Below are 12,771 nucleotides of genomic sequence, written 5' to 3'. Positions count from 1 at the left end.
CACTCTTGGCCGTTGTAGGCCCTATGTCCAAAGTGGGCCGTGATGGGTCACCATGGCCGGGACGGTCAAACGACCCCTGGTCATGGGAGGCGTCATGAAGCTCGGCAAGGCACTCGCCACCGGAGTCGCGGAAGAGCGGCCGCAGACGCACGCCGAAGAACTCGAACTCGCCGAGGAGCTCGTCGAGGAGATCTCGGAGCCCGGGGCCGTCGAGGCGCCGGCGTCCGAAGAGGTCCCGGCCGCCCGATGAGGCTGCGGCTTCCGGAGGAACGCCCTACGGAGCCGCCGACCGGATACAAGATCGCCCACCCGATGCTGTCCCAGGACGGCACCCGGGCCGCCTTCACCGGTGTGTCGCTGGGCGGCGCGCTGCCGTACGGAGTCCTGGCCGACGCGTCCTGCGTCTACGGCCTGCGGCACCGGGCACCGAGCCGCCGCTGCGACTGCGGCTTCCACTGCGTGCACGACCGTACGGCGGCCGAGGCGCTGCTGTGCACGGCCGAGCACCGGGCGGCCGTGCTGCTCGAGGTCACCGTGCTGGGCCGGTACATCCGCTTCGAGCGCGGCTTCCGCTCCGCACGCCAGCGGGTGCGCGCCGTCACCGTCGGCCCGTGCGCCTGCGGTACGGTCGCCGTCGCCCTGGCCGACGCCGGCTGGGGCCGCCCCGGCTGGCGGGCGCTCGCCCCCTCCTGCGCGGGCTGCCTGCGCGGCCGTACGTCCGTCTCGCTCGCGGGGTTCGCCCGGCTGGCGGGGGAGGGGCTGCGCGTGGTGGCCGGGAAGTCGGCGTCCGTGGCGGTGGCCGGCCTCGGGGCCGCCGACGAGCCGGGCGTGCCCGAACTCGCCGCCGAGGCCGCCCTGCTGCAGGCCCGCCTCGACTGGTTCCAGAGCCAGCTGGCCCGGCTGGGCGAGGGGGGAGCCGAGGGGCGGTAGGAGGAGATCCGGCGGGACGCGACCCGCCGCGAACGACCGCAGGCCGCGGTACGGCCGCCACCTGGCAGATGCGTCCCGGTGGGCGGCGTAGCGGGGGCTCCGCCGGGTACCCGGGGTGTTCCGAAACCGAGAGGAGGCGGAGCACCGTGACCGGGACCATGGACACCGCGCGGCCCGTGCGCGACGAGCACCACTCCGTGGGCGAACTCGTCGGCAAGGCCACCGAGCAGCTGTCCCAGCTCGTGCGGCAGGAGGTCGCCCTCGCGAAGGAGGAGCTGGCCGCCAAGGGCCGGCGCGCCGGACGCGGCGGCGGGCTGCTGGGGGCGGCGGGCGCCGTCGCCTACGCCGGTCTGCTCGCCCTGGCCGGTACGGCCACCGCCGCGCTCTCGCTGACGCTGTCCGTCTGGGCCGCGGCGCTGATCGTCACCGGGGTGCTGTTCCTGGTCGCCGGCCTGCTGGCCGCGGCGGGCCGCGCCCAGCTGCGGCGGGCCGCACCGCCCAGGCCCGAGGAGACGCTCGGCAGCGTCAGGGCCGATGTCGAGGAGATCAGGGAAAGGGCGCATCGATGACGCACAGGAAGGCGGGAGACAAGGGCGGCAAGGCCCATTCCGCGGCGAAGGCGGCCGTCGGCAAGGCGACCGGCGGCGCCAAGGGACCCGACGAGCTGCGCCGCCAGATCGAGCGGACCAGGAAGCAACTCGGCGACACCGTCGAGGAGTTGGCGGGCAAGGCCGACGTGAAGGGCCGCGCGCGGGCACGCGCCGCCGACCTGCGGGACAAGGCCGGCGCGATGACCGTGCAGCTGCGCAGCACCGCGGCCCACGCGGGCCACACGGCGCAGGACCGGGCGACCCGGGCGGGGCACACCCTGCAGGACCGGGCCACCCATGCGGGGCACGCGCTGCAGGACCGGGCCACCCATGCGGGCCACGCCGTGCAGGACCGGGCCACCCAGGCGGGCCACGCCGTGCAGGACCGGACGGGCCGGGCCGGACACACCGCGGAGAAGAACGTGCCGTATCCGCTCCGCACGGCCGTCCGGTTCGGGCTGCGGCATCCGGGACCGGTGGTGGCCACGGTCGTCCTGGCGGTGATCGTGGTGGAGGTGATGCGCAAGCAGCGCCAGTACCCGTGAGGCGCGCCGCCTCCACGCGGGTCTTCCCCCCGACTGCGGGGCTCACCCCAACCCGCTTGACCTGAAGTCCGGTTGAGGTTGAAGGGTGGTCGGTGCAGAGATCGCCGATCACCCTCACCGAGCACCCGGAGCCTCCCATGACCCGCCGTACCGACACCCACCCCGACCTCACCCGCCCCGAGGTCGGGGCGTCCTTCTTCAGTACGTGGCGCGTCGGCGCCCCCGAGCGGCAGAAGCAGGCCGTCGAGGCCATCGCCGGCACCTGGGAGCGGCGCCCCTGGCCCGCCGCCGGTCTCCTCGGCTACCACGTCTACGCAGGCCACGACGGCTCCACCCTCCTGCACTACTCGCGGTGGCGGAACGAGCAGGCCTACGACGCCTTCGTCAAAACCCACCGCCAGGAGCGCAACGACGAGATCGACACGGCCGTACCCGGAATCGAGCGACTGAGGCTCGACCGGTACCGGCACTACCGCAGCGGCACCCGGGACGACCACGGCACCCGGGTGCCGGGCTGCGTCGTGATCGTCGACGTCGAGTTCGAGGGGCCCGACCCCGACCGGCAGCGCGCCTGGGTCGACGCCGTCTTCGAGGCCCTGGACAGCGAGCCGAACCCGCATCCCGGCGGAATCGCGGCCCACTTCCACCTGAGCACCGACGGCACACGCGTCCTCAACTACGCCGAGTGGGAGACCGCCCAGCACCACATCGACGCCCTGGCCGGGCCCGGCGAGGGCGTCGGCTCGGGCTCCGCACTGTGGGAGCGGGTGCAGAACTGGCCCGGGCTGAAGGGCAGCACGGTCAACCGGTACGACCATGCCCTGGGCCTCGTCCCCGCCTGACGGCCGAACATTCCAACCGTCTGGACAAAAAAAGTTTTCGGTGGGACGGTGGATGCATGCTGGATGTGACCGTGATCGAGGACCCCGAGGCCGCCGCCGTCTCCCTGGACCCCATAAGGGCCCGACTGCTCGCCGAGCTGGCGGCCGGGCCCGCGTCGGCGGCGATGCTGGCCGGCAAGGTCGGGCTGCCGCGGCAGAAGGTGAACTACCACCTGAAGGCGCTGGAGCGGCACGGCCTGGTAGAGCTGGCCGACGAGCGCCGCAAGGGCAACGTCACCGAGCGGCTGATGCGGGCGACCGCGGCCTCGTACGTCATCTCGCCGCTCGCGCTCGCCGCCGTGCAGCCGGACCCGGACCGCTTCCGGGACCAGCTCTCCGCGCGCTGGCTGCTGGCACTGGGTGCCCGCCTCGTACGGGACGTCGGTGCGCTGATCACGGGCGCGACGAAGGCCCGCAAACGACTCGCCACGTACGCGCTCGACGGCGAGGTGCGCTTCGCCTCGGCCGCCGAACGGGCCGCTTTCGTGCAGGAGTTGACGGCAGGAGTCACAGCCCTGATCCACAAGTACGACGCTCCGGACGCCGAAGGCGGCCGTGATCACAGGATCGTCGTGGCCGTCCATCCCACGCTCAAGCAGACCGAGTTGGAATAGCAAGCAGTCAGGAGTCCGCCATGTCCAAGGAATTCGAGATCGCCCGGGAGTTCGAGGTCGACGCCACCCCGCAGGAGGTGTGGGAGGCGATCACCACGGGGACCGGTGGCTATCTGTGGCCGATGGAGCCCCCGGAGCCCAAGGTCGGCGGCAAGGGACCCTTCGGGTCCACCGTCACCGCCTGGGACCCGCCGCACCGCTACACCAACCGCGTCGAGGACGTCGAGGGCATCGCCGAGCAGAGTGCCAACCAGCTCGACTACACCATCGAAGCGCGCGACGAGGGCCGGCGCGCCTGGGTGCGGTACGTGCACAGCGGGATCTTCGTCGACGACTGGGACAACCAGTACGACGGCGCCGCCAAGCACACCGACTTCTATCTGCACACCCTGCGGGAGTACCTGGTCCACTTCGCGCCCCGGCCGGCCGCCTTCGCCACCTTCGACGGACCCGAGGCGGCAAAGGCCGCCGACGCCCTCGCCGTCGTCGGGCGGGCGCTCGGCGTCGGGGAGGACGTGGCCGCCGGGACGCGGGTGACCGTGCACGGGCCCGACGAGTTCGACGCCGTGGTCGACTACCGCGACCCGTACTTCATCGGGCTGCGCACGGACCGGGGCCTCACCCGCATCTTCGGGCGCAACCACTGGGGCCACCCGGTCGGCATCTCCCTGCACGACTTCACGCCGGGCGCCGGCATCAAGGAGTGCGAAACCGCCTGGCAGGACTGGCTGAACGGCGTGTTCGGCCAGTCCTGACACACACCGGACGCTACGGCCGGAACCGCAGCACCTGCGGGTCGTGGTCGCTGATCTGGTCGTTGAACTCCGAGTTGATGTGCACGCTGTCGTACTCGAAGTCGCAGGAGCGCCGGATCGACGGGCTGACCAGGATCTGGTCCAGCGTCTGGGCGTTGCCCTGGTAGACGTACGAGTAACGCTCGCTCCGGGGCAGCGACTTGATCGCCGACCACAGCGCACCGCCGTCCTCGAGGCGCTCGGCGGTGCCGGAGAACTCGAAGTCGTTGATGTCGCCGAGCGTGACGACGTCCGCGTTCTTCTGGACGGCCAGGACGTCCTTGACGAAGGCGTTCACCGCGGTCGCCTGGAGGTGGCGCTGGGTCTCCGAGCTGCGCACCGGCGGCTGGTACTGCGCGTGCAGCGACTGGTCGCCGCCCTTGGACGCGAAGTGGTTGGCGATCACGAAGACCGTGCGGCCGCGGAAGACGAACTCACCGGCCAGCGGCTTGCGGCTGTTCGTCCAGGCCGCGTTCGCCGGGTCGATGCGGCCGGGGGAGGCCGTCAGCGCCGCCCTGCCGTTCACCTTGGTCACGCCGACGGCGGTCGTGGCGTCGCCGCCCGCGCGGTCGGTGAAGGAGACCCGCTCGGGGTTGAACAGGAACGCCTGGCGGATGTTGCCGCCCGGCTGACCGCCGTCGGCGTTGTTCACCGGGTCGATGGAGCGCCACTGGTACGCCGGGCCCCCGGCGGCGACGATCGCGTCGATCAGCTTCTGCATCGTCTGGTCGGCGGCGACCGTACCGTCGTTCGTCGCGCCGTTGTTGTCCTGGATCTCCTCCAGGGACACGATGTCGGGCGACTGGAGGTTGTTCACGATCGCGGAGGCGTGCTCGGCGAAGGTGGTGTCGGACGGGTCCAGGTTCTCGACGTTGTACGTCGCTACCGCCAGCTCGCCGCGCCCCTGCTTCTGCGTCGTCTCCCGCTTCAGCCCACCGCTCTTGAGCGTGCCGAGCTCGCTCGCGACGAGGGTGTAGCCGCCGAACTGGTTGTAGTCCAGCGGGCCGGCGGTGCTGCCGGCGAGGGTGTCGCCGACGTTCGCGACCGGGAAGTCGGCGCTCGCGCCGAGGGACTGGATCTGCAGCCGGCCGGTGTTCTGGGAGTCGTAGGAGCCGTAGACCGAGCCGCCGCGGCGGTTGCGGTGCTCCCACGGCTTCACCGTAACCCAGAGCTCGTGGAAGTCGTCGGTGGCGGTGACCACGCGGGCGTCGGCGACCCGGACGTTCATGCCCTCCAGCGACTCGTAGTGGTCCAGGGCGTACGCCGACGGCTGGAGCGTCAGGCCGTTGATCGAGCCGTTCGCGGCGGTGTCGCCGGCCGGGGTGTACGCGTCCGGCACCGAGTCCTCGTCGATGACCGTCGCGGCCGGGACCGCGTTGCCGCCGGAGACGACGGTGACCGTCGGCCGCGTGATCTCGGTCAGCGACTGGTTGCCGGAGGAGGTGCCGCCCGGCACGAACTCCGAGACCGTGCCCGAGACCACGACCGAGTCGCCGACGGCGACCTTCGGGACCGAGCTGGTGAAGACGAAGACGCCCTCGCTGGTGGCCGGGTCGGCGTCGGGGTTCGGATCCTGGATCCAGAAGCCTCGGGACGAGCCGTAGGTGCGCACGCCGGTGACGATTCCGGTCACGTCCGTGACCTGCTTGCCGGCGTACGGGGATATTCGGGTGCTGCCCTGGATGTCATGGATGCGCACGGAGTCGGCGTGCGCGGGCACGGTGAGGGCGACAGTGGACGCCGCGGAACAGACGGCGGCGACGGTGAGCGCGGCGAGACGCGCGGACTTCTTGCTCGGCAACGGGATCCCTCCGGGGACATACATGGGTGCCGGGACGAGGGTGGAGCGTGGAACAGGTCGGAACAGGTCAGTCGCGACCGGTGGGGCGGCGGCAACGCGCGTAGAAAATACAGTGAACAGATGTCCGCCGGATTTCTACGCGCGTAATCTCCTGCCTGCTCAGGCCACTTGTCAAGGTTTCGGCCATGTACGCGGCCTGACGGGTACATGAACCGGGCGGCATGGGTGGAAATCCGTCTAGGCTGAGCGGTTGAGCCGTGTTGTGCAGCGGCTGAGCCGTGCAGTGCCACGGCTGAGCCGTGATGCGTCGTGATGGGTACGGCCCTGCAGAGCGCCCTAGGAGAACCAGCCGATGTCAGACAGCTCCCGCTCCCCCCTGCCGCCGGTGCGGCTGCACCCCGAGGCGGAGCTGGCGCGGGACGCCCTGTCCACGCCACTGCTCTCCCGGGCCGCCCGGCTGGCCCGCTGGGCCGGGCCCGACACCCGGGTCGACGCCGGGGGCGGACTGGTCGAGGAGCAGCTGCCGGCCGCCGCCGAGGTACTGGGGCTGAGCGGGGACGACGCCGCGGCGTACGCCGGCGAGGCGTGGCGCGTGGCCGTCGACACCGGGCTGGTCGAGATCGTCGACGAGGACGCGGGCACGGTCGAGGCCGGCGCCGAACTGGCCGTGCTGACCGGCGGTTCGCCGCAGGACGTGCTCGGGGTGTGGCTGGGCGCGCTGGAGACGGTGCTCGCGGACGCGAGCGTGCCCGACCTCGACGACCTGGTCGACGCCATGGACGCCGGCGGTGAGGTCGACTTCTCCTCGCTGGACTGGGACCCGGAGGCCGAGGCGGAGTTCCTCGACGGCGTCCTCGGCAACCTCTACCTGCTGACGGTCAGCGAGGACGGCCCCGCCGACGGCCCTGTCCCGCTGCCCGCGCTGGCCGCGTCCATGATCGTCCCCAGTGACATGGGCGAGCCCACGAACGACGTGCTGGAGCAGGTCTCCGACGCGATGATGCGCCTCGACGACCAGTTCCGGCTGCTGGAACCGGTCGGGCTGGTGCAGTACCAGCCGGTGGACGAGGCGCTGATGGCCGACGCCGAGGCCGCCGCCGAGGAGCCGCCGGCCGTCGACGACACCGACGTCTCCCGCTACGGCATGGTGCGGCTGACCCCGCTCGGGCGCTACGGACTGCGCTCCCGGCTGCTGGAGGCCGGGTTCGAGGCCCCGGCGGTCGGGGACCTCGCGGACAAGGGCGCCGACGCCCTCCTCGACGGCACGGCCACCTATCCGCAGTCCGCCGCCCAGGCCGAGACCGAGCAGTGGCTGGCCCGGCGCGAACCGCTCGCCGCGGCACGGGAGTTGCTGGCTGCGGCACGGGGCCTGGACGCGGGGGCGCCGCTGCGGCGGCTGCGCTGCCAGCAGGCGCTGTCCCTGGTGGGCGCGGAGGCCGAGCCGGCCCTGCGGGAGGTCCTCGACGATCCGGAGCTCGGCGGGCTGGCCCGGGTCTGGCTGACCGAGGCGGGATTCTCCGACGTTCCCGCGCCGTCCCAGGACCTGGTGTTCTGGCTGACCGTCGACACGGTGGCCGCGCAGCTGGCGGCCGAGGGGAACTCCGACGAGCTGAGGGCGCTGGTGCAGGGGCTGGCGGCGCAGCACAGTGGGTTCTTCGCGGCGGCCTGGCGGGTGGATCATCCGGCGACCGCCGATGTGCTGGAGGCGATGGGGCGGTTGCATCCGGACAAGCGGATCGCGAAGGAAGCGCGGAAGGCTGCGTTCAAGGCGCGATCGCAACAGGGCGGGTAACGGTCGGGTGGCGTCTGCGGGTGCGTGGGGGCTGGTCGCGCAGTTCCCCGCGCCCCTTGGGGCGTTGTTCAACTGGTGTTCAGATGTGGGCGGGATTGTGGCGCCGTCCCGGAGTCCGCCACCTCCCACGGCACACCCACTGTCACAGGAGACACCATGTCGCTCACCCGCAGGGACTTCGCCAGAAACTCCGCGATCACCGGTGCCGGGGTCGCGCTGGCGGGCAGCGCCGGCGTGCTCGGCACCGCGCCGAACGCGCTCGCGTCCACGGAGTCCGAGACCGCGAGCGAGGAGTCCGCGGACGCCTCTGGTGGCGGAGTCGGATACGGACCGCTGATCCCGGACCCCAAGGGCATCCTCGCGCTGCCCGCCGGGTTCAAGTACCGCGTCATCACCTACAGCGGCACCACCAAGCTGGAGTCGGGCGAGTTCACCCCCTCCAACCACGACGGCACGGCCACCTTCGACGGCCCGCGCGGCACCACCCTCCTCGTCAACAACCACGAGCTGAAGGGCCCGCGAAGCAAGTGGCAGTACCCGGTCCCGCTCACCGAGGGCCTGGTCTACGACCCCGCCGCGTCCGGCGGCTGCACGGTCGTCGAGGTACGCCCCGACGGCCAGGTCGCCGAGTGGGTCGGCATCGCCGGCACCTCCACCAACTGCGCGGGCGGCCGCACCCCGTGGGGCACCTGGCTCACCTGCGAGGAGAACTCCGACAAGGCCGGCACCAACGGCATGACCAAGGACCACGGCTACGTCTTCGAGGTCGACCCCGTCGACCGCCGTGCCAACCGCGACCCCAAGCCGCTGAAGTTCTTCGGCCGCTACGACCACGAGGCCGTCGTCATCGACCCCAAGCGCGGCCACGCCTACCTCACCGAGGACGCGGCCTCGCCCAACGGCCTCTTCTTCCGCTGGACCCCGCCGAAGGGCTTCGAGTACGGCCGCGGCAAGTTCCGCACCCTCGCCGACGACGCGGGCGCCCTGCAGGCCCCCAAGTGCTTCGACTCCGGCGGCCAGTTCGTCGACGACCTCTCCCGCGCCACGAAGATCGGCACCGTCTACGGCGTCGACTGGGTGGACGTCCCCGACCGCGACGCGAAGACCACGCCCGTGCGCAAGCAGTTCGCCGACGGCGAGGTCACCCGCGCCCGCAAGCTGGAGGGCATGTGGTGGGGTGACGGCGGCGCCTACATCGTCTCCTCCTACGCCCGCGCGGAGAGCCCCGTCCAGCACGACGGCCAGGTCTGGTTCTACGACCCCAAGCGCCGCACCCTGACGTTGAAGGTCCTCCTCGGCGTCAACCCCGACCCCTCGAAGGACGGCGCCTTCGACGGCCCCGACAACATCACCGTCTCCCCGTACGGCGGTCTCGTCATCGCCGAGGACGGCGAGGGCATCCAGCACCTCTTCGGCGCCACCGACAGCGGACGCACGTACCCCATCGCCCGCAACGAGCTGAACATCGGCACCGAAGAGGAGCCGGAATACAGCGAGTTCACCGGCGTGACCTTCTCGTGCGACGGCCGGACCCTGTACGCCAACATCCAGACGCCGGGCATCATGCTGGCCATCACCGGGCCCTGGAAGCGCCAGAAGCGCGGCTGAATTTAATTGGCTCGCTCCACCCGAGTTGCGCCTCCTACAGTGAGATCACGACATCGCACCTCCCGGTGCGAAGGCAGCGGCTACTTCTTTTGCAAAGAGAATCCACCAGCCGCAGCCGACTTGATCTCGGGAGGCGCAGCTCATGGTGGGTGCCCGGTGCGCAGGCAACGGTTACTTCCTTGGATCTGGCGGTTGCGGGTTCGAATCCCGTCATCGACTTCGGGTCGGTGTAGCTCAATTCGGAAGAGCACCAGGCTAAAGTCCGTCGCCGACTCCTGATCTCGGGCACCCACCTTTTGTTGCGCCTCCCTCCGAAACACCAGTGATGGGGGGGAATTCATCATGGCGCGATTCAATACCCGGGCCGTTTCCAGGCTGCGGCCCACCTCGCGGGTGACGTCGACGGGACGGGTGCTCCGTACCTACGAGGGCGGCCGGGGCCGTGAGCGCGACGCGCGCTCCGAGCTCTTCCTGCTCGCGGTCGCCAACTTCGTCACCCAGCAGACCTTCTACGAGACCGGCGCCGACCGCGACGACCGGTTCGCCCGTCTCGTCGGCGAGCTCGCCGTCACCGACCCGGCCTGGACCGCCGGCCTGCTCGGCTGGCTGCGCGGCGCGGGCAACCTGCGTACGGCCTCGATCGTGGGCGCCGCCGAGTACGTGAAGGCCCGCCTCGACGCGGGCGTCACCGACGGCCCCTCGAACCGGCAGGTCGTCGCCTCCGTGCTCCAGCGGCCGGATGAGCCCGGCGAGCTGCTCGCGTACTGGACCGCGGCGTACGGCCGCAATGTCCCCAAGCCCGTCAAGCGCGGTATCGCCGACGCCGTACGGCGTCTCTACAGCGGCAAGTCGCTGCTGAAGTACGACACCGCGTCCAAGGGCTACCGCTTCGGTGACGTCCTCAACCTGGTGCACGCGGCCCCGGACCCGGACAAGCCGTGGCAGGGCGAGCTGTTCCGGTACGCCCTCGACCGGCGGCACAACCCGGACACGGCCGTGCCGCCCGCCTCGAACCGGACCCTGGTCGCACACCGCGAGCTGATGGCCCTGCCCGTCGCGGAGCGGCGTTCGGTGGTGACGTCGCAGGGCGGTGCCGAGCGGCTCGCGGCGGCCGGGATGACCTGGGAGGCGCTGGCCGGCTGGCTGCAGGGGCCGATGGACAGGGCGGCCTGGGAGGCCGTGATTCCGTCCATGGGCGCGATGGCGCTCGTGCGCAACCTGCGGAACTTCGACGAGGCCGGTGTCTCGGACGAGGTCGCCGCCCGGGTCGCGGCCCGGATCAGCGACCCGGCCGAGGTCGCGCGCTCGCGGCAGTTCCCGTTCCGGTACCTCGCCGCGTACCAGCACGCGCCCTCGCTGCGCTGGGCGTACCCGCTGGAGCAGGCACTCGGCCACTCGCTGGCCAACGTGCCCGCGCTGCCCGGCCGCACGCTGGTGCTGGTCGACCGCTCGGGCTCGATGTTCTGGTCGCGGCTGTCCGACCGCTCGGAGCTCAACCGGGCCGACGCGGCGGCGATCTTCGGCACCGCGCTCGCGCTGCGGGCGGCCGACGCGGACCTGGTCCAGTTCGGCACGGACAGCCGCGAGGTGGCCTTCCGTCGCGGCGAGTCGGTGCTGAAGGTGCTGGAGCGTTTCGAGGACCTCGGCGGCACGAACACGACCGAGGCGGTGCGCCGGCACTACCGGAAGCACGACCGGGTGCTGATCGTCACCGACGAGCAGTACGCGCCCAGCCACCACGGCGACCCGACCGAGCAGGTCCCGGCCCATGTGCCGGTCTACACCTGGAACCTCGCCGGGTACCGGGCGGGCCACGGCCCGTCGGGGAAGGGCAACCGGCACACCTTCGGCGGCCTGTCGGACGCGGCCTTCCGGATGGTGCCGCTGCTCGAGGCCGCTCGGGACGCCGACTGGCCGTGGGGTGCCTGAGCAGAGCCGTGGCCCGCATCTTCACGGGGGATGCGGGCCACACCCTGCGGGGCGATGGCGAGCAACTTGCCGCTGTCCATCGGTCATCGAGTCGGCCGGCGCTCGCCACGCAAGGCCGTCCGGGCGTGGGCGCGCACAGCCACGACGGACCCCTGGATACGACCGACGGCCTACCGCTGCACTTCCTACCCCGGCACTTCCGGCGGAGCGTACAGTGCACAGCGTGTGGGCGGACGATCAGCAGCGGGAGCCGGGCGCCGAGCGGCCTGACGCTCCCCGTCGCCGGGCCACGATCCACGACGTCGCGAAGCTCGCCGGAGTGTCCCGCCAGACGGTCTCCCGCGCGGTCAACGACAAGGGCGAGATCGACCCGGCCACGAAGGAACGGGTGCTGGAGGCGGCGCGGTTGCTGGACTACCGGCCGAGCCGGTTCGCGCGCGGCCTTGTCCGGAAGGGGACCGTGACGGCGGGGCTGGTCATCCCGGATCTGATGAACCCCTTCTTCCCGGAGGTGGCCGCCGGAGTGCTGGAGGCCGCCGAGCAGCGCGGCTGGCAGGTGGTGGTGTGGGACTCCCGCATCGACGAGGCCAGGGAGCAGGAGGCGCTCGACGTGCTCTCCCACCAGGCGGACGCGGTCGTGGGGTACTTCAAGAGCCCGGACGACGTCCTCGCCCGGCACCTCGGGGGTGTACCGCTGGTGCTGCTGGAACGCGGCCCGCAGCAGACCCGGTTCGCCGCCGTCGGCATCGACGCCGAGGCCGGTCTCGAACAGGGCATGGCCCATCTGGTCCGCGCGGGGCACCGCCGGATCGGCATGCTGGACGGCGTGCACGGGCCCGGCCTCAGGCGGCAGGCCTTCCTCACGGAGGTCCGCAGGCACGGCCTGCACATCGACGACAGCTGGACGGCGATGTGCACCGAGCACAGCGTGGCGGGTGGGGAGGCGGCCATGGAGCGGCTGTTGGACGCGCGGCCCGACATCACCGCCGTCTTCGGCTTCAACGACCTGATCGCGGTCGGCGCGATGCGCGTCGCCCGGCGCCGGGGCCGGCGCGTGCCGGACGACTTGGCCGTCGTGGGCTTCGACGGACTCTCGCTGGGTGAGCTGGTGGAACCAGCCCTGACCACCCTGCACATCGACAAACGGCGGCTCGGACGACTGGCCGTCGAACAGGTCGCCCGGCTGCGCGCGGGGGCGGAGCCGATGAGCGGCGCGGATGCCTGGGTCATTCCCGAGCTGGTCGTGCGGGCCTCCGCCTGAGATGTGAGCGGCGACGATGTGAGTGC

12 protein-coding genes are annotated in these 12,771 nt (G+C 71.8%); 11 read left to right on the top strand and 1 reads right to left on the bottom strand.

Annotation, left to right across the window (positions count from 1 at the left end; all coding sequences use genetic code 11):
- Positions 1-94: 94 nt before the first annotated feature.
- From ACIBU0_RS22875 to ACIBU0_RS22845, 7 genes are all read left to right on the top strand, one after another.
- Complete coding sequence (locus ACIBU0_RS22875) at positions 95-250, top strand: hypothetical protein (RefSeq protein ID WP_398821161.1); 156 nt, start codon at positions 95-97, stop codon at positions 248-250.
- Positions 247-930 (top strand): hypothetical protein, encoded by a 684-nt coding sequence (locus ACIBU0_RS22870; RefSeq protein ID WP_398821159.1) that lies wholly within the window; start codon positions 247-249, stop codon positions 928-930. The genes ACIBU0_RS22875 and ACIBU0_RS22870 overlap by 4 nt, the downstream gene beginning before the upstream one ends.
- 146 nt (positions 931-1,076) lie before the next feature.
- The gene (locus tag ACIBU0_RS22865) at positions 1,077-1,499 is read left to right on the top strand and encodes a phage holin family protein (RefSeq protein WP_398821157.1); all 423 of its coding nucleotides are present in this window, start codon (positions 1,077-1,079) and stop codon (positions 1,497-1,499) included.
- Positions 1,496-2,065 (top strand): DUF3618 domain-containing protein, encoded by a 570-nt coding sequence (locus ACIBU0_RS22860; protein ID WP_398821155.1) that lies wholly within the window; start codon positions 1,496-1,498, stop codon positions 2,063-2,065. The genes ACIBU0_RS22865 and ACIBU0_RS22860 overlap by 4 nt, the downstream gene beginning before the upstream one ends.
- Before the next feature lie 137 nt (positions 2,066-2,202).
- On the top strand, positions 2,203-2,907 hold the full coding sequence (locus ACIBU0_RS22855; RefSeq protein WP_398821154.1) for an antibiotic biosynthesis monooxygenase: 705 nt from the start codon (positions 2,203-2,205) through the stop codon (positions 2,905-2,907).
- Between the two features lie 56 nt (positions 2,908-2,963).
- On the top strand, positions 2,964-3,560 hold the full coding sequence (locus tag ACIBU0_RS22850) for an ArsR/SmtB family transcription factor (RefSeq protein WP_398821152.1): 597 nt from the start codon (positions 2,964-2,966) through the stop codon (positions 3,558-3,560).
- A gap of 20 nt (positions 3,561-3,580) precedes the next feature.
- Positions 3,581-4,315, top strand: a complete 735-nt coding sequence (locus ACIBU0_RS22845) for an SRPBCC domain-containing protein (RefSeq protein WP_398821150.1) — start codon at positions 3,581-3,583, stop codon at positions 4,313-4,315.
- Between the two features lie 13 nt (positions 4,316-4,328).
- Here ACIBU0_RS22845 and ACIBU0_RS22840 read toward each other — a convergent pair whose 3' ends face one another.
- The gene (locus ACIBU0_RS22840) at positions 4,329-6,155 is read right to left on the bottom strand and encodes an endonuclease/exonuclease/phosphatase family protein (protein WP_398821148.1); all 1,827 of its coding nucleotides are present in this window, start codon (positions 6,153-6,155) and stop codon (positions 4,329-4,331) included.
- 352 nt (positions 6,156-6,507) lie between these two features.
- Between ACIBU0_RS22840 and ACIBU0_RS22835 the strand changes: the two genes are divergently transcribed.
- The 4 genes from ACIBU0_RS22835 (at position 6,508) to ACIBU0_RS22820 (ending at position 12,745) form a co-directional block, all read left to right on the top strand.
- Positions 6,508-7,947 carry a hypothetical protein gene (locus ACIBU0_RS22835; RefSeq protein WP_398821146.1) on the top strand — a complete coding sequence of 480 codons (1,440 nt, stop codon included), beginning with the start codon at positions 6,508-6,510 and terminating at the stop codon, positions 7,945-7,947.
- Positions 7,948-8,103: 156 nt separating this feature from the next.
- Positions 8,104-9,555 (top strand): alkaline phosphatase PhoX, encoded by a 1,452-nt coding sequence (locus ACIBU0_RS22830; RefSeq protein WP_398821144.1) that lies wholly within the window; start codon positions 8,104-8,106, stop codon positions 9,553-9,555.
- A 342-nt stretch (positions 9,556-9,897) separates the two neighbouring features.
- Entirely contained in the window at positions 9,898-11,484 is a 1,587-nt protein-coding gene (locus ACIBU0_RS22825) for a TROVE domain-containing protein (RefSeq protein ID WP_398821142.1), read from the top strand.
- Positions 11,485-11,707: 223 nt separating this feature from the next.
- Complete coding sequence (locus ACIBU0_RS22820) at positions 11,708-12,745, top strand: LacI family DNA-binding transcriptional regulator (protein WP_398821140.1); 1,038 nt, start codon at positions 11,708-11,710, stop codon at positions 12,743-12,745.
- Positions 12,746-12,771: the final 26 nt, after the last annotated feature.

Source organism: Streptomyces sp. NPDC049627, from assembly GCF_044465645.1.
Classification (GTDB): Bacteria; Actinomycetota; Actinomycetes; order Streptomycetales; family Streptomycetaceae; genus Streptomyces.
Note: the sequence above shows the minus strand (reverse complement) of the source record. Positions and strands in the feature narration are given on the sequence as shown.